16 protein-coding genes are annotated in these 19,382 nt (G+C 65.5%); 5 read left to right on the forward strand and 11 right to left on the reverse strand.

All coding sequences use genetic code 11. The features are described from left to right. Nucleotides 1–1,114 precede the first annotated feature (1,114 nt). Nucleotides 1,115–2,053, reverse strand: a complete 939-nt coding sequence (locus tag KUV62_RS21680) for a hypothetical protein (RefSeq protein WP_222605846.1) — start codon at nucleotides 2,051–2,053, stop codon at nucleotides 1,115–1,117. After that, nucleotides 2,050–2,649 carry a hypothetical protein gene (locus KUV62_RS21685; RefSeq protein ID WP_222605847.1) on the reverse strand — a complete coding sequence of 200 codons (600 nt, stop codon included), beginning with the start codon at nucleotides 2,647–2,649 and terminating at the stop codon, nucleotides 2,050–2,052. Before KUV62_RS21685 ends, KUV62_RS21680 begins: the two co-directional genes overlap by 4 nt. A gap of 1,286 nt (nucleotides 2,650–3,935) precedes the next feature. Between KUV62_RS21685 and KUV62_RS21690 the strand changes: the two genes are divergently transcribed. From KUV62_RS21690 to KUV62_RS21710, 5 genes are all read left to right on the forward strand, one after another. Beyond that, nucleotides 3,936–5,702, forward strand: coding sequence for a TadE/TadG family type IV pilus assembly protein (locus KUV62_RS21690; RefSeq protein ID WP_222605848.1), 1,767 nt, complete (start codon nucleotides 3,936–3,938; stop codon nucleotides 5,700–5,702). After that, on the forward strand, nucleotides 5,699–6,235 hold the full coding sequence (locus tag KUV62_RS21695; protein WP_222605849.1) for a TadE/TadG family type IV pilus assembly protein: 537 nt from the start codon (nucleotides 5,699–5,701) through the stop codon (nucleotides 6,233–6,235). The genes KUV62_RS21690 and KUV62_RS21695 overlap by 4 nt, the downstream gene beginning before the upstream one ends. Before the next feature lie 4 nt (nucleotides 6,236–6,239). After that, complete coding sequence (locus tag KUV62_RS21700; protein ID WP_222605850.1) at nucleotides 6,240–6,803, forward strand: TadE/TadG family type IV pilus assembly protein; 564 nt, start codon at nucleotides 6,240–6,242, stop codon at nucleotides 6,801–6,803. Nucleotides 6,804–7,497: 694 nt separating this feature from the next. Continuing rightward, the gene (locus tag KUV62_RS21705; protein WP_222605851.1) at nucleotides 7,498–7,944 is read left to right on the forward strand and encodes a DoxX family protein; all 447 of its coding nucleotides are present in this window, start codon (nucleotides 7,498–7,500) and stop codon (nucleotides 7,942–7,944) included. Continuing rightward, nucleotides 7,944–8,810, forward strand: coding sequence for a VOC family protein (locus tag KUV62_RS21710; protein ID WP_222605852.1), 867 nt, complete (start codon nucleotides 7,944–7,946; stop codon nucleotides 8,808–8,810). The genes KUV62_RS21705 and KUV62_RS21710 overlap by 1 nt, the downstream gene beginning before the upstream one ends. 160 nt (nucleotides 8,811–8,970) lie before the next feature. On the opposite strand, the gene KUV62_RS21715 is transcribed toward KUV62_RS21710, so the two are convergent. The 9 genes from KUV62_RS21715 to KUV62_RS21755 form a co-directional block, all read right to left on the reverse strand. Next, nucleotides 8,971–10,284, reverse strand: a complete 1,314-nt coding sequence (locus KUV62_RS21715) for an ABC transporter permease (protein WP_222605853.1) — start codon at nucleotides 10,282–10,284, stop codon at nucleotides 8,971–8,973. Next, complete coding sequence (locus KUV62_RS21720) at nucleotides 10,281–10,967, reverse strand: ABC transporter ATP-binding protein (protein WP_222605854.1); 687 nt, start codon at nucleotides 10,965–10,967, stop codon at nucleotides 10,281–10,283. Before KUV62_RS21720 ends, KUV62_RS21715 begins: the two co-directional genes overlap by 4 nt. Nucleotides 10,968–10,970: 3 nt before the next feature. Then, the gene (locus tag KUV62_RS21725; protein ID WP_222605855.1) at nucleotides 10,971–11,390 is read right to left on the reverse strand and encodes a hypothetical protein; all 420 of its coding nucleotides are present in this window, start codon (nucleotides 11,388–11,390) and stop codon (nucleotides 10,971–10,973) included. A 106-nt stretch (nucleotides 11,391–11,496) separates the two neighbouring features. Further along, on the reverse strand, nucleotides 11,497–12,984 hold the full coding sequence (locus KUV62_RS21730; RefSeq protein ID WP_222605856.1) for an alkaline phosphatase: 1,488 nt from the start codon (nucleotides 12,982–12,984) through the stop codon (nucleotides 11,497–11,499). Nucleotides 12,985–13,487: 503 nt separating this feature from the next. Beyond that, on the reverse strand, nucleotides 13,488–15,038 hold the full coding sequence (locus KUV62_RS21735) for an acyl-CoA dehydrogenase family protein (RefSeq protein ID WP_222605857.1): 1,551 nt from the start codon (nucleotides 15,036–15,038) through the stop codon (nucleotides 13,488–13,490). A 1-nt stretch (nucleotide 15,039) separates the two neighbouring features. Then, nucleotides 15,040–15,912: an amidohydrolase family protein gene (locus KUV62_RS21740; RefSeq protein WP_222605858.1), complete on the reverse strand. Its 873-nt coding sequence runs from the start codon at nucleotides 15,910–15,912 to the stop codon at nucleotides 15,040–15,042. A 12-nt stretch (nucleotides 15,913–15,924) separates the two neighbouring features. Further along, on the reverse strand, nucleotides 15,925–17,799 hold the full coding sequence (locus KUV62_RS21745) for a feruloyl-CoA synthase (RefSeq protein ID WP_222605859.1): 1,875 nt from the start codon (nucleotides 17,797–17,799) through the stop codon (nucleotides 15,925–15,927). A 20-nt stretch (nucleotides 17,800–17,819) separates the two neighbouring features. Beyond that, nucleotides 17,820–18,587 (reverse strand): crotonase/enoyl-CoA hydratase family protein, encoded by a 768-nt coding sequence (locus KUV62_RS21750; RefSeq protein WP_222605860.1) that lies wholly within the window; start codon nucleotides 18,585–18,587, stop codon nucleotides 17,820–17,822. 23 nt (nucleotides 18,588–18,610) lie between these two features. Then, nucleotides 18,611–19,378 (reverse strand): SDR family NAD(P)-dependent oxidoreductase, encoded by a 768-nt coding sequence (locus KUV62_RS21755; protein ID WP_222605861.1) that lies wholly within the window; start codon nucleotides 19,376–19,378, stop codon nucleotides 18,611–18,613. Nucleotides 19,379–19,382 lie beyond the last annotated feature (4 nt).

A 19,382-nucleotide genomic window follows, 5' to 3' on the forward strand; every position in this document is an offset into this window, starting at 1 on the left:
CACCACGCCCGCCACGTCTTCAGCATCATGCCGACGGCCGAACATACCAAATCAGCCGCGCTGCGGTTCGATCACCGCGAACCGAGCCTGCCACGCCGCCGCATGACGGCTTCGAGCCCAAACCACCGCGCCTGTGCCAAACTTTCGCTGCGGGTGCATTCGCCCGCTCCCAGCCCGAACTTGCCCTTCGCTTGGATGTGTCTTGCCAGAGAAGCGGACCTTCATCCTGAGAGCGCTGCCGAGCAGTGTGCGGACAAAGTGCGATTTCCGTGCGGCTGCGCCAATAGCTGCTTCTGGAGAAAGGCGCGGCCAACCACGGCCGTTTTTGACCGATGCTGCATCACCCGACGACGTTAGGAAGGTTAACTTCGCCGACATTTGCAGCGACTAGTCTATAGCCCCGCGGTGTCCGGCAGTGTTGCAATGGCACGCACAATCGCAAACAAGCTGCTGTCGGGCAACGGAAACAAGGCCTCCATGAACTTGGCACTCCGCCGAGCTGAGCCGGTCAGATATGGCATTATTTCCCCGAAGCGCATCCTGTGGTAGAATTTCGAGGCTGCTATCCATTGTTATTGAACAATAGGTGTTAGATATGGGAACGAGACTTTTTGGTATCGTCATTTTTCTATCATCCATTCCCGTTGTTGCAACAGCCGACTGCTTTGACCAATGGGACATCTGCACGGACCAGGCCGCTCTGACAAATGATCAGTGTCGCGATCAGTGTAGCGCTCAGTACGCAGACCGTTCTCTGAGACAGAATTGCCGCGATGCCTGCAACGAAGCAGAAGATCGCGCCTGGAACGATTGCGAGGTACGAGAGAGCCGCTGTGAGGCAGGCGACCCTAGAGCGTTTGCCAACACTCCGCCTATGCCCGCAGGGCAGCATCAGCAGCCGATGCCTCAACAGCCCCCCCAACCGACACAACCTCAAGCAATGACTTGGATTTGCCAGACGCCCGCTTTCTGGTGCCAGATGAATCAGCCGGGACCGGTCGGATATCAGTGCTGGTGCAACTCAGGAATGGGGCCGGTAACGGGCAGAACAGTGCCTCAATGAAACAATGACTGGCCAACAGGCCGCTACCCCGACAGAACGTAAAGGTTCCGCTTACCGTGTCCGAGATTCGGGGCAATCCATACCGTGCTCGTCAGGCAGCGCTGCCAGCTCGGCCTGGCTCTCGAACCACTCGTCGCGTAGGTTGTTCTCCGTAAGGTACTCCATGAACCCTTCCTCTCGCAGCGCCGCGTCCGAACCGCTCCGCAGCATCATCACGACCCTGCAAAGGCCGGGGGGGTGCGTGGAGGTTCCATCGTAGACCCCGGTGTCATTCTCGATCGCAGCGAAAAGAAGGAACGGAGTAAAGGCCAGTATCGGATTAAACCCCGAATTGATGCTCAACCCGACGGCGTAATTGTCTGCGGAGAGCTCTTCTTGCAAAGATGATGCCGGCCCATCCAGGTGCCCTTGCACATGATGACCAATTTCATGGGCCAGAATAAACGCTAGCCCATCACCCATCATGGCCTCGACGTACAACATATACTGCTCACTCGTTGCCAGGCGCCGCCATTCGGCTTCCGACATCCTGACGAACTCTCCGTAGCTGGGCATGGGCGGCGGCCGTTGCCCCGCGTTTGTGGCCCGGACCGACCGCTTCACGACATCTGAGATTTCATGAATATAATCGAGCCCTAGGTCTTTGTCATGCCCCGCCAGTTCATTTGCGGCCATGCCCCAGACGACGTAGAGATTGGCGATAAGAAAGCCCATCGGAAAGTGGATGGAGCGCTCTGAACCCCGACGTACGGCCCTGACGCCGTATAGGTTCCAATCATACCGGTCGACGCTGATCTCCACGGTCCCCATGATTGCGGCTTCATAGCTGTCAAGTTCCGGCCAGAAACGGTCCATGGCGTCATCGATTGATCGCTTCGCAGCACGATACGTTTGCGACATTATATGGTCGCGCTGCTCCAATGATTGCGCCGCCAAGTTTGATGGAAGCAGCAGGGAACCAAGAAGAAAAAATCTGATGATAGAGTTCATTGCAACTCGCCGTCGTAAGTTCCCTGAATCTCGGCCACCGTCGCTCGAACGATCTCGGGGACGGAATCCGGATTTCTGGCGTAGGCCTCGGAGAATTCTGCCCACGTCCGAAAATCCTCCTCGCCAAACCTCAGCCGCAATAGCTCGACTTTCAGGTCAACCGCGCGCTCCGCCGCTCTCACCAGCAGCGCGCGGTCACGGCCGGCGATGGGCACGTCGCGGGGCGTTCTGCCAACCACGATTAGGGTGTTGAGCGCCCGCAAGTGCTCGTCCAAATCAGCTCGAAGTGCGCGCGGAACATTATAACTCGTGGACGTCGCGGCCTCCGCCTCCGCGGCCCCCGCGATCGTGAATGTCAGGGGGCGCAGCAATGCCGTCACCAAGACAACCACCCCGAACAGCGCAAAGAATGCCCCCGGGCCGACGCGCTGCAGCTGCACGCGCAACTCCTTCCAGCTCAATTCGGCTTCATGATCCGCGCGATCCGCAACTCTATAAAACAGGCGCCAACCCATCCAGATCGATGCGCCTGCGGCCAGAACGATGATGAGCCGCTCCAATACCCTACCCAGAACGAGGATTTCATTTTCGGTCATGCCAACCTCAATACCGCATTTGCCTAGGACAATGCCCGCGTGAGACCGCACTTTCACACTTACTTTAGGCGGCCAGTGCGACGCCACGCTAGTTCGCTCTGGACCACTTCGAAATAGAGACCTAGTCGCACGTGATGCTTCACGACCGGCTGGGGTGGCGAGCTTCGTCGGCGCCACGATATGTGGCCGATCAGGCGAAATCGGCCGTTATTTTCACCGATAGCTGAGAACCCGCAAACAATAAAAAATCTTGTGCCACTAACCCTTGGTGAAACGCGGTTTAATCTTGCAACGTTTTTGGCCACAGCCCTAGGAGCCAACATTGGCACACAATGCAGATTCGGTCAAAGTGGGCTCGTAGGGGCGATTGCTGCGTTCAGTCCGAACGGAAACTTTCGAGAAATGAACCCACCGGTGCGATGTCGGTTTCACTGCGCATTGCCTCCGCTACTCGCGACAAAGGCTGCGCATGCAGCGAACGGCAGGAAGGTCCGCCCTGCCGACCTTCATCCTCCGAAAACGCCGCGCGATGGACGAATGGCCGGTTCTGGTGAAGCTGCACCGTGGCGATCGGCCAGGGACTGAACGGCAGGTCTGGGCCGGAAGCGCCGAGAAGCCGAGGCAGGGATGCAACTGTCGCCAGGCCCGTGTCCTGCGCGAAGTGGACCTCGGTACGCTAGGCATAGATGGTCGGCTTTCGGAGCGGCGGAGGGTAGGAGTGTCTCTGCCGGTGACCTGCGTCTGTCGACTCTTTATCTTCGCGAGGCGAGGCGCCCCTTGGAGAGTTCGCCTATTGTTCGGTTAAGGCCATTGCGAGCTCCCGCAACCAAATCAAAAAACAACAAAGCCGCCGACACACGTCTGGCGGCTTTGTTGCTGGGCACCTGGCGCTTGCGCCGCCGCGACGGCTGACGCCGCTGGAGCTCACATCTCTGCCGAACTCGAGACCGGAGGTGCGCCTGCCGCCTCCGGAGAAGCCCGCGGGCGCACGATTCGATCGATCTCTTCCGACGCGTGCCAGAGCCTCTCGCCGGCGCGGCTCGAGGCTCCCCCAATCCCCCGATTTTCCCGCTGTGGTGGTGAATCCCTCGGCGGACACTGCTTGCCCGGGCCGATCTCGGTAAGCTTGTCGTCCGGCGGGAGTGCTTCTCGGCCAAGGCCTTAGCCAAGAAAATAGCTGCAGTTCTTAATGAAGCAACTTCAGGTTGCCATGAATTGCCATAAAACGGCCCGAATTCAACTTACGATAGATTTCAGCGTTCAATTGGGATCTTCGAACAATGGGCATGACTGGGTTTCTGCGCGATTTCCGATCGGCCGAGGATGGCACCGGGACCATCCTTTCGGTCTTCACCGTCCTCGTCACGCTCATGATGATGGGCGCCGCGATCGACATCATGCATTTCGAGGAAAACCGCGCGCATGTTCAGAACGTTATGGACAGCGCGGCCCTCGCGGCCGCCGATCTCGACCAGGAGCGCTCGCCCCAGGAGGTCGTCGAGGACTACCTGACCGTCGCCGGGCTCGGCGGCACGCTGCGCGAGGTCAAGGTCACCCAATCGCCGAACTCCCGGACCGTGTCGGTCACCGGCGCGGCGGAGATGCAGACACTCTTCATGAAAATGTCGGGCGTCGAGAAGCTCAATTCCAACTTCACCTCGGTTGCCGATGAACGCGTGTCCAACGTCGAGATCTCCCTTGCTCTGGATATCTCCGGCTCGATGCGGTTCAACGAGCGCATCATCCGGGCGAAGGCCGCGGCACAGGACTTTGTCGACAAGGTGGTGGCCGAGGATACCGAGGCCGTGACGACCCTCAACGTCATCCCCTTCGCCGGTAGCGTGAACCCCGGAGAAACGCTGTTCGACCACGTGCTGGGCATCCGCCCGGTGATCCCCGAGGGCGAGGAGCTCGAAGAGGACGTCGCCGATGCGGAGGGATATTTCGAGCCGCTGCCGCAGGCGATCTCCAATTTCGTCGCCTATTTCGACACCGATGGTGACCAGATCTACGATGTCGCGCACAAGATCGAGGGCTTCCCCGAAAACGCGCCCCGCGACGCCGATGATTTCTACCGCGGCGCCGTCGCCTACATGATGGCGCAGGATCCGCGGCTGGCGCAGGCGTCGCAATTCCTCGGTGCCTCGATCAAGGGCGGGCAGGAGAGCGGGATCTACTACCAGGTCACCGGGAATACCAACGGCTCCGCCTCGGATCTCGGCCCGACCAAGAACCGCGGCAAGATCCCGGGCGACACCTATCTCTACAGCCAGATCGATTTCGATCTCTGGGCCGCCCTTTATCCGGAGCTTCCGGCGCTCGATTCGGCGCAGCTGGTGAATATGCCGTCCTCCTGCCTGGAAATCTACGAGCAGGAATTCTCCACCACCGAGCTTCCGCTTTCGAACGATTTCATCCCGCACTTCCATTTCTGGCCGATCGACGGCCAGGTCATGGATTGGGGCTGGTGCCCGGATGAAGACACCTCCGTGCAGTATTTCCAGCATGACGTGGACGCGCTGAAGGACTTCATCGCCAACATGCGCATGCATGACGGGACCGGGCTCCATTACGCGATGAAATATGCGCTGGCGCTGCTCGACCCGACCAATCGCGACAGCGTCAATTACCTGATCTCCGAAGGTCTCGTCGACAGCCGCTTCCTGAATCGCCCGATCGATTGGGGGGACAGCGAGACTGAGAAATACATCGTCATCATGACGGACGGCGAAACCACCGAGCAGTACCGCCCCTCCAACCCCGACGCCACGATCAACGGAGAAGTCGTCCTGCAGGAGCAGGGAACGAGCAGCTATTACGAGGCCACCGACCGCGACGAGAATGTCAGCCACCTGATGCAGCAATGCGGGCTGGCCAAGGAGCACGGGGTCACGGTCTTCACCATCGCCTTCGAGACCTCGGCTTCGGCGGCCGCGGAAATGCGCGCCTGCGCCTCCTCGGTCAGCCACGCGTTCCACGTCCAGGGCAACGAGCTTCACACCGCCTTCGACATGATCGCTCGTCAGATCAATAACCTCAGGCTGATCCAATGATTGCCCGCTTCAAAAAATCCTGCCGTCGGTTCTGCGCCGATCAGGACGGCTCCGGCCCCGTCGAGGTCGTGCTCTATACCACCGCGCTGCTCGTCCTGCTCGGGACATCCGTCGAGCTCGGGATCATCAACCTCAAGCAGGCCCTTCTCGAACGGGCGCTCGCGGTCTCGGTCCGGGATGTGCGGCTGAACACGGGTGCGTCGCCGGATTACGCCGCGATCAAGCACCGGATCTGCGAGGAAATGACGGCGTCCAACACTTGCGAGGCCAACATGATGCTCGAGATGAAGGTCGCCGAACCGACCAATTTCGTCGGCCTGCCGGACATCATCGATTGCATCAACGCGGAAGAGGAGCCAAGGCCGTCGCGGCAATTCGAGCCCGGCCTCGACAATGACCTGATGCTGATGCGGGCCTGCTTCAAGTACAAGCCGATCTTCCCGACAAGCCGCCTCTCCGCCAGCGTTTCTATGGATCAGAATGGCTACGCCCAGCTGGTGGCACGCGCCATGTTCGTACAGGAGCCCCGTTGATCAGATGCTGACGTTTCTCCGGACCCACCTCCGTCGCTTCTCGCGCAATACCGAAGGCAGCATGTCGCTCGAGGTGCTGATCTTCGCGCCGCTACTGTTCGGAACGATCACCGCGACCTTCGCGATGCATGACGCGTTTCGCTTCAAGGATCTCAACAGCAAGGCCACCTATGCGATATCCGACGCACTGGCGCGCGAGACCGATGCGATCACGCCGGATTATCTTGATGGCATGGTCAAGGCGCTGGCTTTCCTGACCAAATCCGAATCCGCCTACTCCCTCCGCGTGAGCGTGGTGCAGCAGGATCCGGTTCAGGAAAAGCTGGTCATCGACTGGTCGCGCACCCGCGGCGTCTTCGAGGAGATGACCCAGGCCGATCTGGACGACATGGCCGAAAAGATCCCGACCCTCGTCGACAACGAGCGCCTCATCCTCGTGGAAACCCATACCGAATACGCAGCGCCTTTCGACCTGAGCAAATACGTCACCGGCGAGACCTTCTACAATTTCGTCTTCGCCCGTCCACGCTTCGCTCCGCAGCTGCTCTGGGAAGAGCCATCCGTATAGGTGGCCTGCTGCCTGCGCTCACCGACGGCAGCAGGCCAAAGCCGCGGGCACCGGTTGCAGTGGCGTGGATAGCAGCAGTTCCGCCTTCTGGGGCTCACCATGAGTGTCGAAGCCGCGTTTCCTGGGACGAGGCGCGTTATCGCCGAGGCCAGGCGTCGCCGGACCTCGCTCCCCGCAAGGCGCATTCAGCGCCTTGCAGCACGGCGCCGATGACATCTGCGTGAGCCCGCGCGCGAGCGCTTGCCGCAGGGGCGCCGTGGCGCGAAAACCACCCTGCAACCGATGCAAACGGACAGCGAATGCTGCGCTACCTGACTCTCTTCGCGACTCTATCGCTCCTCGTGCTGTGGACACTTGTGCCCACGCAGGGCGTGAGCGCGTCTGGCTGTGCGAGCCAGACCGGCGCCGCGATGGAAGAGATCTGCTACGCCCCCGGCGCAACCGCGCCGCAACGGGCCCAGCTTAGCAAACCCTGTTCCGCCTGCGGACTTCCCGAGGCCATTGCCCTGCCCGATAGGCCGCATACGGTTGTCAGCCTTGGCACGCTGCCGGACGCCATCCCGACGCCGGGCCGGACCGTGAGCCCGGATCGAAGACCCCCCCGCGCCTGATCTCCATTCCCAGCATGGCACCGCCCGGTGCCGACGTTTCAGCGACGCCAGACGGCGCTCGCACCCAATGGAGATATGACAAGATGACTTCCCAAACCGCTCAACCTTCCCTGATGCTGCCCGCCCTCCGCCCGCTCTACCGCGCGCTTGCCCCGCTCACCGAGCTGTGGCTGCGCGTCATCAGCGGCGTTGCACTGATGGTCCATGGCTGGCCGAAGATCCAGAACCCCACCGGCGCCGCCGACATGGTCTCCGGCCTTGGCTTCGCGCCCGGCTGGGTCTGGTCGATCCTGCTCTCGGTGACCGAGTTCGCCGGCGGCCTGCTGCTGGCGCTCGGCCTGCTCACCCGTCTCGCTGCGGGGGGCACCACCGTGATCCTGCTGGTGACGATCTACTTCCACTGGGTGGTGCTGGAGCAGGGCTACCGCGGCGCCGAATTATCGCTGATCTGGTCGGCCGTGACCCTGACCTTCCTCGCCAAGGGCGGCGGCCGCTTCTCGCTCGACCGTCTGATCGGGCGAGAGCTGTGATGCAGCGGCGCGAGTTGCTGAAGGGGGCGGGCGCCGTGGCGCTCGCTTCCGCCGTGCCGCAATGGGCGGCAGCGGCCAACGGCCTGCCGGTCGCGGCGCCGGTCCATGTCGGCACGGTCGGGCTGCGTACCCGGGATGCCGAGGCGCTTGCCGCCTGGTATCGCGAGGCTGTCGGGCTGCAGGAGGTCGCCCGCGAGGGCGCGACCCTCTGGCTCGGCGCCGGCGGACAGCGGCTCCTGGCGCTGACCGAGCAGAGCGGCCTGTCATTGCCCGGGCAGCGCGAGGCGGGGCTCTTCCACACCGCCTTCCTGTTGCCGTCGCGCCGCGATCTGGCGCAGTGGATCGGCATGGCGATCGATCGCCGGGTGCCGGTCACCGGCAGCGCCGACCACCGGGTCAGCGAGGCGGTCTACCTCACCGATCCCGAGGGCAATGGCGTCGAGATCTATGCCGACCGCCCGGAAGACAGCTGGGAGTGGATCGGCGGCGAGGTCCAGATGGGCACCTACGCTCTCGATGTCGAAGGCATCATGGGCACGCTCGGGATGTTGCCGCCGCTCTGGCAGGGGGCGCCCGCGGGCACCACGGTCGGTCACGTGCACCTCAAGGTCGGGGATGCGCCGCGGGCGGGGCGCTGGTGGCGCGAGACGATGGGCTTCGACGCGGTGAGCACCCGCGATGACGCGGTGTTCCTCTCGACCGGCGGCTACCATCACCACGTGGCCGTCAACCAGTGGCTCAGCGCAGGGGCCGGACGACGCTCCGACCGCGAGACCGGGCTCGACTTCGTCGAACTGCGCCGCGCGCAGGCCGGCGACCAGGCGAGCTACCAGGACGACTGGGGCACCACGATCCGGCTGGTCTGACCGGCTCCGGCGTCGCCCGATGTGGCGGCGCCGGCCTTGCTCTCGCTGAGGCCGAGCCTTGCTGCCGGCGGGGCGCCATGCGTGTCATCGGTATCTGCTCCCCAGCACCGCACCAGCGCAAAGCAGATGTGACGCGCGACCTCGCGCCGTTCTGCCTCGATCAGCCGCGCAGGCTCGGAACGACGGGCTGGCGCAGCACCACCGCTGCGGGCAGCAGCGACAGGAGCAGCGTCACCGAGATGAAGCCGGCGAGGAAGTGGATCTCGCTCCAGCCCAGCGGCGCCGTGACGAGGATGTCGGTCCGCGCCGTGACGATCCTCGACAGGACCGAGGCGGCGAGGCTCCCGGTTCCGAGGCCAAGCACCGTTCCGGCGAGCAGCAGCACCGCGCCGAAGGACCAGACCACCGCAAAGACAAATCGCGCCGGAGCGCCGAGCGCGCGCAGCAGCGCGAGCTGCCGGTGGAACAGGCGCGACAGAATGAAGAGCCCGAGCAGCACCGCCGCGGCGACCAGCACCTGCGTCACCAGCGCCATCAGTGACATGATCTGGCGAATGTCTCCAAGCACCCGGTAGAGCTGCGCAAGCACCGCGCCGGGAAAGAAGGCCATGGTCTCGCGATCCCGGGTGAACTCGGAGCGCAGGGCATAGTTCGCCCAGAGCGCCTCGGAGCGCACCACGACGGCCGGGGTCCCGGGGAAATAGGCTGGGTCGAAGGGAGGGCCGATCTGGTCGGACCGGTCCGGAGCATGGCCGTTGGCAAGTCCGTGCACGCTCCAGACTGTTTCGACCGGCACGAGGATGGCGCGATCCCACGGCGTCCCGGTGGACGCGAGCTTGCCGACGATTGTCAGCGGCTCACCGGCATGGGCGTTGTCCTCGGCGGCGTCGCCGTGGCCATGCGCGGGCGCGAAGCCGCCGCCGATCTCGAGCGGCACCAGCGCGCCGGCGAGCGCTTCCTGCGCCGTCTCCCACATCCGGCCCTCGATGCGATCCTCCGCGAGGTAGCGGGCGAATTCCGCCGTGGTCCCGATGACCGGGGCGCTGCCGAAGCTGTCGCCGAACGCCAGCGGCGCCGCGATCGAGACGCTCTCGTGGCCAGCAATCTCGGCATAGGTCGCGCCGTCGAGCAGGGGCATGTCGGAGGGTTGCAGGAAGACGGCTGACATCATCACGGTCATCTCGCTTCCCGGCGCCGAGATCACGAGATCGAACTTGTCGGCCGCCTGCGCGGTGCCGTGGCGCAGGCCGCGCTCCTGTGCCAGCAGGCCGATGCCCATGCCGACGGAGATCGCGATCAGCAGCACGAAGAGGATCGAGGCCACGCGGAAGCGCCGTAGGATGGCGCGCACCAGCGGCCAGGGCGCAAAACCGCGCAGCACGAGCCCGCCGGCCAGCAGCGAGGGCAGAAGCAGCAACACCGTCATCAGAAGATCCTGCGACAGGGCGGAGAGGCTGTCCCAGAAGGCGATCATGCGGAGCCCTCCCTGTCATCGGTCAGCGCGCCGTCCTCGATGGTCAGGATGCGGTCCATGCGGGAAATGAGCCGCGTGTCATGGCTGACCGCGATCAGGGTCGTGCCGGTTGCCCGCGCCAGCCCGATCAGATCGTCGATCAGCCGGTCGGCGGCGGCGCGGTCGAGGCTCGCGGTCGGCTCGTCTGCCAGCAGCACCGGCGCCTCCGCCGCCATCGCGCGGGCAATGGCGACGCGCTGACGCTCGCCCCCGGAGAAGCTGGCGACGGTGCGATCCAAACCCTGTTCGCCCAGACCCAGCGAGGCCAGCCGCGCCCGCGCCCTTGCCCGCAGCGCCGCGCGCTCAGTTCGGGGCCGGAACAGCGCGGTGAGCGCGGCATTGTCGGCGGCGTCAAGCTCCTCGAAGAGCAGGAAATCCTGGAAGATCATGCCGATGCGTTCAGCCCGGAAGCGGGCCCGCTGCTCGGCGTCCAGGCGCAGCACATCGGCATCGCCCCAGCGGACTTGCCCGGTCGCGGTGAGCAGGCCGGCGAGGGCGTAGAGCAAGGTGGATTTGCCCGCCCCGGAGGGGCCCTCGATCCCGACGAGTGCCCCGGCAGGGAGCTCCAGTTTCGGAACCGCGAGCAGCTGGCGGCCTCGGTCGCTGGTGACGCGAAGATCGGAAATCGAGAGCGCGAGCCCCATGGATCACGCGTAGCTCGCGTCGACCAGCCGGACCATGCTGAGAAAGCCGGTCTCCGGATCGCGATAGGCACCGAGCTCGAGAACGCCCGAGCTGACGATCTTCACGTTGTAGGGCACCACGTCGACGATGCGCTTGGTATAGACGGCGAGAATGTCGCTCGGCCAATCGGCCTCGGTCTCGCAGAACGGGCAGACCGCCATCGGCCGGCGGGTCAGCACGAAGAACCGGCTCTCTGCCTTGAGCGGCGGCGCCATGTAGCCGTCGACCGCGATCCGCTTGCCTTCGCTGGCCTTGGCCAGGTCGGAAAGTGCCTGGCGATCGTAGAGGTGGCGCAGCTTGATCGGGTCTTCCGCGGCGTGGGCCGCGCGCATCAGCAGCGGGGCGGCGAGCGTGGCGGTCAGGAATGTGCGGCGCTTCAACATGGGTCTGTCCCTTCTGACGTCCCTGCGGGAAGGTAAGCCTCCTTCCCCCGGACGGAACAAGGGGCCCAGGACGGGCCCCCTGCCATTTCGTGCCTGTCTGGCGCGATCACTCGGCGTTGACGGCGTGGTTCATGACGTGGAACACGACGTTCTGCTCGATGGTGCCGTCGAACAGATGCGCCCAGGGGCCCTTGGCATAGACGGCGACATCCTCACCCGAGTGGGTTTCCGACGACATCGGGATCAGCGCCTGCTGGAGGTAGTCCACATCCATTGCCTCTTCCTGCGTCACGTCCGGGCGCTGGCCCGAATAGTCCATGTCCTCGCGCAGGATGGTGCCCGAGCCGTTGGCATAGGAAATAACGGAGTAGGGCTTGCCGTCATCGGCGAGGTTGAGCTCGTTGCTGTGCTTGTCGCCTGTCTTGGAGATGCCGAAGCACAGGCCCTGGATCGGGGTGCCGCGCCCGCAATAGCCGTTGAAGGCGATGGCGTGCTCGTGGTCGGCGGTGACGATGATCAGGGTGTCCTCGTCATTGGTCATCTCGTCGGCCAGCGCGACGGCTTCGGTCCAGATCATGCCGTCGGCGGCGGTCCGGGCGAAATTGCCGGCGTGGTTGGCGTGGTCGACGCGGCCGGCTTCGATCTCGAGATAGAAGCCGTCTTCGTTCTGGCTGAGGAACTCGATGGCGGTGCGGGTCATGTCGGTGAGCGACGGCTCGCTGTCCGGGCGATCGGCCTCGTAGGAGGTGTGGCTGTCGGTCCACAGGCCGAGAACCGGGGCGTCCATCGAAAGCGCGTCGAACTCGGCCTTGTTGGAGGCAAACTGGATGCCGGCATCCTTGGCTTCGGCCACCAGGTCGAGCCCGTCGGGGCGGTGGCCGGCGCCGCCGTTCGCGGTGGGGCTGTCCTTCGGCACGAAGTAGCGCGCGCCGCCGCCGACGGCGAGGTCGATCAGGCCCGACTTCATCGCGTCGATCATCTGCGCGGCGATGTCCTTCTGGGCCGTGCAGCCCTCGGGGACCTCGTCTTCCCAGTTGCGGTTGGCGGTCTTGGAGTAGACGGCGGCCGGGGTGGCGTGGGTCAGGCGGGCGGTCGAAACGATGCCGACCGACTTGCCGTCGGCGGCGACCATCTCGGCGAAGGTGGTCAGCTCGTTGCCGGCGACGGTCGAGCAATCGTCGTGGATGGCATCGCCGCCGAGGTTGATCAGGTTGAAGCGCTGCTTGACGCCGGTGTTCATCGCGCCGGCGGTGGGGGCGGAATCCGGGGTCTGGGCGTTGATGTTGTAGGTCTTGACCAGCGCCGAGTGGTAGTCGGTGGTCTCGTAGGGCAGCACGTGCTCTTCACCGAGCTTGCCCATCTGCTGGCCGACATAGAGGCGGGTCGCATAGTTGGTGCCGACACCGTTGCCGTCTGCGATCATCAGGATCACGTTCTTGGCGCGGCCGGTGTTCTGCTCGCGCGCGATGAGCTCCTGGATGGTGGTTTCGCCGGCCTGGAACCAATCGCTACCGGTCTGAAGTTCGGGCAGGCCCTGGGCGTTGGCCGCGACGGCGGCCGTCATGGCCAGTGCGGAGATCAGTGTACGTTTCATCGGTGGGTCCCTGTCTGGTGTCCGAGGCGCCGGGCGAAATCCACGGCAGCACATGCCGAAGCTGCCAACGGCATCAGAGCGGGGCCTACCCGCGAGTTGTAACGGTTATGTGATGGGGGCGGAGATGGTGGGCCGATTTGAGCCGCCCTGCGCGGCGCGGCGCTGTCTCAAGGGGCGCGTGCGTGCGCTTCGTGGGGGAGCAAGCCGCAGGTTCCGACGATGGGGCAGAGAGCGCCCGGAGGCATGAAAAAGCACCCGTTTGACAGCAGCATGGCGTCGGTCGGGCGTCGCGCTGCCGTCCGGTTCTTTCCGATCCCGGCAAACGCGACGGGGCATCGGCGGGAGAGGGGCGTTGCGGCTCGCGTTCGGAATTGTTTCGCCCCGAGGCACGCTGCTCCTGGATTGGCGCCCTCGAAGGGGTGAGAGCTCGTGCCGGCCGGCAATGGCGCCGCACCGCGCCGCCGTCTTTCACGGCGCGGTGCAGGCGTTTTCGGGGAAGGGCCTCAGTGGTGGGCCGTGACGCTCCGGGCGAGACGTTCGAGGCGCGCGGGCTCGGGCGCGTGCTCGCTCAGGGCCGCGATCCGGGCCCAGGCGGCGCGGTAGGCCAGGGCACAGGTGCGTTCCATGAAGCCGTGGGCCTCGGCGTCGCGGTCGGAGCTCGCGGCGATGCGCTGGGCCTCGCGCTCCCATTGCGCCGTGGCCTCTTCCAGCGACGGATCGCTGTCGCGCAGGAAGGCGGCGAAGGCCTTGGCCCCGGCGCCGTCATTCAGCGTCAGCGAGCGCGTTGCCGTGGTGCGGGCGTGGATGCCATTGGTGCCCTCGTAGATCGCGCAGATGCGGTTGTCGCGCCAGTTCTGCTCGGCGCCATACTCGCGCAGGTAGCCGTAGCCGCCCATCACCTGGATCGCCAGATCGGCGGCACGGCTGCCGGCCTCGGTGCAGAAATACTTGCAGACCGGGGTCATGAACTCGACGAAATCGCGCTCCGTGCCGAGCTCCTGCGCCACCAGCGTGAGGTGGCAGAGCGCCCGGCCGCCAAGCGCCAGCGCGTCGCAGGTGTCGATCATGCGCGCCACGTCCGGGTGCTGGTCGATGCTCGCCACCTGCCCGTCGCTGCCGCGGCCCTGCTTGCGCTCGGCGGCGTAGTGCTTGGCGAGATCGGCCGCGCGGGCGGCGTGGGCGACGCCCTGCAGGCCGACATCGAGCCGCGCGTGGTTCATCATCGCGAACATCGCCTTGAGCCCTGCGCCCTCGGCCCCCACCAGCTCCCCCTGCGCGCCGTCGAAGGCGAGCTGGCAGGTGGGCGAGGCGTGCAGGCCGAGCTTTTCCTCGATCCGCGTCACGGTGACGGCGTTGCGCACACCATCATCGCCGATCGCCGGGCAGGAAAACAGGCTGAGGCCCCGGATCCCGTCTTCAGGCGCGCCGGTGCGGGCGAGCACGAGATGCAGGATGTTGTCGGTCATGTCCTGATCGCCGCCGGAGATGAAGATCTTCTCGCCCTCGATCCGCCAGCCCTCGCCGTCGCGCGTCGCCCTGGTGCGGATTGCCGACAGGTCGGAGCCGGCGCCAGGCTCCGTGAGGCACATGGTCGAGAGCCACTCGCCCGAGGCGAGCTTCGGGATATACGCCTCTTTCTGCGCCTCCGAGCCGAAGCGCATCAGCAGCGAGATCGCGCCATGTGCCAGCGAGGTGACCATCTGCAACGAATGGTTGGCGCCGGTGAAGATCTCGCTCACCGCCGCCAGCACCGGCCCGCCCAGCCCCATGCCGCCGTATTCCTCCGGCGCCGCGATGCCCTGCCAGCCGCCCTCGGAGAGCTCGGCATAGACCTCGGCAAAGCCGTCGGGCATCCGCACCCGGCCGTTCTCGAGCCGGCAGCCCTGTTCATCGCCCGGCGCGTCGAGCGGCGCGATGCGGCCCTCGGCGAAGGCGGCGAAATGGCTGGTGATCTCGGCGGCCAGCTCGTCGTCCCAATCGGGAAGACGGTCGGCGCGGGCGACGTGGCGCAGCGAGAACAGGATGTCGTCGGTGGGGGCGTGGAAGGCGGTCATGTCACGACACCCCCAAAAGCCGCATGGCGTTGTCCTTGAGGATCAGCGGGCGCACCTCGTCGCGGAACTCGGCCTTGTCGAAGGCATCGAGCCACTTCTCGGGCGCGATCATCGGCCAGTCGGAGCCGAAGAGCATCTTCTTCTTCAGGATCGTGTTGGCGTATTGCACGAGGATCTTGGGGAAGTATTTCGGCGACCAGCCCGAGAGGTCGATATAGACGTTGGGCTTGTGCTGCGCGACCGAGAGCGCCTCTTCCTGCCACGGGAAGGAAGGGTGCGCGAGGATGATCGGCATGTCGGGGAAATCGACCGCGAGATCGTCCATGTACATCGGGTTCGAGTATTTCAGACGCATGCCGTTGCCGCCGCGCATCCCCGAGCCGACGCCGGTCTGTCCGGTGTGGAACAGCGCCGGCACGCCGGCCTCGGCGATGGCCTCGTAGAGCGGGTAGGCCATGCGGTCATTGGGGTAGAAGCCCTGCATGGTGGGGTGGAACTTGAACCCCTTGATGCCGTGGTTCTCGACCAGGTCGCGGGCCTCGCGGGCGCCGAGCTTGCCCTTGGCGGGGTCGATCGAGGCAAACGGGATCAGGATATCGGCGTTCTTGGCGCAGGCCTCGGCGACCTCGTAATTGTTGTAGCGCCGGTAGCCGGTCTCGCGCTCGCTATCGACCGGGAAGATCACCGCGGCGATGTTCTTCTCGCGGTAATGCGCTGCGGTCTCGTCGATGGTCGGCGGGTGCGACCAGGGCGCGCCGAAATACTTCGCCATCGTCGATTGCAGCTCGTCGTAGCCGTCATCGGTATGGCAGCCGCAGGCCTCCTCGGCATGGGTGTGAAAGTCGATCGCGCGGACGTTTTCGAAATCGATCATGGTCGTTCCTCCTCAGACGCGGATCAGCGCCGGGTCTTCGTTGTCGTAGAGCCGCTCGAGCAGGTCGGCCCGGCGGGTCAGGATCTTCTTGATGTTGAGCGAGCCCTTGTCGGTGATCTCGTGGTGCTCCAGCGAGGGCGGCTCCGCAAGAACGACGGCGCGGGTGATGCGCTTGGCCGAGCCGGTGACATGGGCGTTCATCTCGCGCAGCTTGACCTCGATCTGGGTCATCAGGTGCGGGTCGGTGACGGCGCCCTCCGTGACGTCGCCGGGCTCTGCCGCGCCGGGGGCGGGGAAGATGAAGAGCCCGACCTCGCCGCGGTCATGGCCGCAGATCACCACGTCCTGCGCCAGCCCCGCCAGTTCCTTAAGTGCGGTCATCCGAAGGTTGCCCGCCTGCACCCAGGTGCCGGTGTCGAGCTTGAAGTCCTCCGACACGCGACCGTCGAAGATCAGGCCGCGGTTGGCGTCATTGGGATCGACGAAGCGAACCGCGTCGCCGGTGATGAAGAAGCCTTCCTCGTCGAACGCCTGCGCGGTCTTCTCGGGATCGCCGTAATAGCCCGGCATGATGTTGGGGCCCTTGACGCGGATCTCGCAGCGCATGTCCTCGTCGGGGATCAGCTTGAGCTCGACCGCCGGCAGCGGCACGCCGATGACGCCGGAGCGGCCGATCGGTTCGTGCACCATGACGCAGGCCGGGGCGGTCTCGGTGAGGCCCCAGCTCGAGATCATCATCGGCAGGCCGCCAGTGGCCTGCAGGCAGAACTGCTCGAGCGCCTCCCAGACATCCTGCGGCAGCGAGGCGCCGGCGTAGAACAGCAGCTGCAGATCCTTGCAGAGATGGCGCTGCAGGTCGGGATCGTCCTTGATCGCCTCGACCAGCATGTTCCAACCCACCGGCACGTTGAAGGCCAGCGTGCCGGGGCGGTCGGTGCGGTTCTTCAGCGTGGTGGCGAAGCCGCGCCCGGTGGGCTTGCCGCTGTCGATGGTCAGCGTGCCGCCATGGCTCAGCATCATATTGACGTTGTGCGAGCCGCCGAACACGTGGTTCCAGGGCAGCCAGTCGGTGATGCGCGGGGCGTGGTCCTTGAGGAAGGGCAGCGCCACCTCCATCTGCACCTGGTTCACGCACATCATCCGGTGCGTGGTCAGCACGCCCTTGGGATCCGAGCTCGAGCCGGAGGTGAAGAGGATCTTGGCCAGCGTGTCGGGGCCGACCTTGGCATGGGCCGCGTCGAGCTCGGGGCTCTCCTCGGTATGCACCAGCTCGGAGATCAGGGTCACCGGACGTCCGGCCTCGCTGCGCGCGGCGACGATCTCGACATCGGCAAGCTGCGGCAGCGCCAGCGCCGCGGCATAGCGGGTGGCGTCATCGACGAAGGCCATCTTGGGCTTCACCTTGTCGAGCACGAAGATCAGCCGGCCATGGGCCTCGGTGATCAGCGAGTATTGCTCGGCCAGCGGCACCACCGGCACGCCGACATACTGCGCCGCCAGCGACAGCAGCAGATGGTCGAGCCCGTTGCCCGACATCATCGCGATGGTGTCCCCCTCGCCCAGCCCGCGCGCCAGCAGCGCCGAGGCGATGGCCCGGACCTGCTGCAAAAGCTCGAGATAGGTCACGTTGCGCCAGCCGGGGCCCTCGACGGGGCGCTCGGAAACGGCAACGCGATAGGGGGCCTTCTCGGCCCATTCATGCAGCCAGGCACCGGTATTGGCGACCGGCTCGGGCAGGTCGTAGCCCGAGCGCAGCAGGATGGTGCCGTCGGCGCGATCCTCGCGGATGACCTTGTGCGGCACATAGCGGGTCAGGGTGTGGCGGCGGGCCCACTCGGCCCGTGCGGTCGGGTCCCTGGGGGCGCGTTCGATGACGTGGGTGTTCATGGCTCCTCCTCCCCGCGTTCTCAGCGGAAGACCGGGTTGCGCTTTTCGAGGAAGGCGCGCAGGCCCTCCTCGGCGTCCGGCGTGGTCTGCACCAGCGCCGCGGCGAGGCTCTCGGTAAAGAGCCCGTCCGAGCGCGACATGTCGCCGATGCGGGTCAGGGCGTTGACCATGAAGTAGTTCGACATCGGCGCGTTGGCGGCGATCTTGGCGGCCAGCTTGCGGGCCAGCGGCAGCGCCTCGCCCTCGCCGACGGCGTAGTGGGTGAGGCCAAGCTGCAGCCCTTCCTCGGAGTTGTACTTGCGCCCCGTGAGCATCATCTCGACCATGCGGTCGGGGCCGAGGATGCGGCCCACGCGAACGGTGGCGCCGCCGCCCACGAAGATGCCGCGGCGGCCTTCGGGGAGCTGGAAGATCACCGACGGCTCGGCGATGCGCACATGGGTCGCGGTGGCCATCTCGAGCCCGCCGCCGATCACCGCGCCGGTCATGGCGCTGACGGTGATGACGCCGCCATACTGGATCATGTCGAGTACGCGGTGCCAGTTGCGCGAGTGGTAGACGCCTTCCTCGGCGCTGCGCGAGACGTGCTCGGCGAGGTCGAGCCCCGAGCAGTAATGCCCGCCGCGCCCGTGCAGCACGACTACGCGGACCTCCTTCGGCAGGGTGTTGTAGAACTCCTCGATCTCGGCCAGCAGCCCGTCGGACATGGCGTTGCGCTTGTCCTCGCGGATCAGCTCGAGCTCGGCGATCTGCCCGTTATAGGAGGCTTCGGTATAGGTGCCTTTCATGGTGTCAGTCCTCACTTGGGCGGTCATTTGGGGGCGAGACGGACGGCGCTGTCGATGCGGATGACCTCGCCGTTCAGAAGGGGGTTTTCGACGATCTGCTGCACCAGCATGGCGTATTCGTCGGGTTTGCCCATCCGCGACGGGAAGGGCAGGCCGGCCTCGAGCGAGGCCTTGGCCTCGGGCGGCAGCCCGGCGCTCATGGCGGTCTCGAAGAGGCCCGGCGCAACGGTCATCACGCGGATGCCGAAGCGCGCCAGCTCGCGCGCCGCCGGCAGGGTCATCGAGGCGACGCCGCCCTTCGAGGCGGCATAGGCGGCCTGTCCGATCTGGCCGTCTTGGTAGGCGACCGAGGCGGTGTTGACGATGACGCCGCGGGCGCCGTCTCCGTCGACCGGCTCGAGCGCCGCCATCTCGCGGGCGGCGATGTTGAGCACGGTGTAGGTGCCCAGCAGGTTGACCCGGAGGGTGCGCTCGAACAGGCCGACGGTCAGCGCCCCGTCGCGCGGGAGGATGCGCGACGCGGTGCCGATCCCGGCGCAGCTCACCACGATGCGCGGCGCGCTGCCGAAATGCTCTTTGCAGCGCTCGAAGGCGGCCTCGACCGAGGCGGCGTCGGAGACGTCGGCCTCGAGGCCAAGCCCGCCGATCTCGGCCGCGAGGGCCTCGGCAGCCTCGAGGCTCAGGTCCAGGACGGCGACGCGGGCGCCTGCCTTTGCCAGCCGCCTTGCGGTGGCGGCGCCGAGGCCGCTGCCGCCGCCGGTGACCAGCGCGATGGTGTTGTTGATGTCCATTGGG

It is taken from the genome of Salipiger bermudensis (genome assembly GCF_019801965.1).
GTDB lineage: Bacteria > Pseudomonadota > Alphaproteobacteria > Rhodobacterales > Rhodobacteraceae > Salipiger > Salipiger bermudensis_A.

Coding starts and splice junctions, on each gene's coding strand:
- KUV62_RS21680 (WP_222605846.1), bottom strand. CDS start 2,053: ATGAACTCTATCATCAGATTTTTTCTTCTTGGTTCCCTGCTGCTTCCA.
- KUV62_RS21685 (WP_222605847.1), bottom strand. CDS start 2,649: ATGACCGAAAATGAAATCCTCGTTCTGGGTAGGGTATTGGAGCGGCTC.
- KUV62_RS21690 (WP_222605848.1), top strand. CDS start 3,936: ATGACTGGGTTTCTGCGCGATTTCCGATCGGCCGAGGATGGCACCGGG.
- KUV62_RS21695 (WP_222605849.1), top strand. CDS start 5,699: ATGATTGCCCGCTTCAAAAAATCCTGCCGTCGGTTCTGCGCCGATCAG.
- KUV62_RS21700 (WP_222605850.1), top strand. CDS start 6,240: ATGCTGACGTTTCTCCGGACCCACCTCCGTCGCTTCTCGCGCAATACC.
- KUV62_RS21705 (WP_222605851.1), top strand. CDS start 7,498: ATGACTTCCCAAACCGCTCAACCTTCCCTGATGCTGCCCGCCCTCCGC.
- KUV62_RS21710 (WP_222605852.1), top strand. CDS start 7,944: ATGCAGCGGCGCGAGTTGCTGAAGGGGGCGGGCGCCGTGGCGCTCGCT.
- KUV62_RS21715 (WP_222605853.1), bottom strand. CDS start 10,284: ATGATCGCCTTCTGGGACAGCCTCTCCGCCCTGTCGCAGGATCTTCTG.
- KUV62_RS21720 (WP_222605854.1), bottom strand. CDS start 10,967: ATGGGGCTCGCGCTCTCGATTTCCGATCTTCGCGTCACCAGCGACCGA.
- KUV62_RS21725 (WP_222605855.1), bottom strand. CDS start 11,390: ATGTTGAAGCGCCGCACATTCCTGACCGCCACGCTCGCCGCCCCGCTG.
- KUV62_RS21730 (WP_222605856.1), bottom strand. CDS start 12,984: ATGAAACGTACACTGATCTCCGCACTGGCCATGACGGCCGCCGTCGCG.
- KUV62_RS21735 (WP_222605857.1), bottom strand. CDS start 15,038: ATGACCGCCTTCCACGCCCCCACCGACGACATCCTGTTCTCGCTGCGC.
- KUV62_RS21740 (WP_222605858.1), bottom strand. CDS start 15,912: ATGATCGATTTCGAAAACGTCCGCGCGATCGACTTTCACACCCATGCC.
- KUV62_RS21745 (WP_222605859.1), bottom strand. CDS start 17,799: ATGAACACCCACGTCATCGAACGCGCCCCCAGGGACCCGACCGCACGG.
- KUV62_RS21750 (WP_222605860.1), bottom strand. CDS start 18,587: ATGAAAGGCACCTATACCGAAGCCTCCTATAACGGGCAGATCGCCGAG.
- KUV62_RS21755 (WP_222605861.1), bottom strand. CDS start 19,378: ATGGACATCAACAACACCATCGCGCTGGTCACCGGCGGCGGCAGCGGC.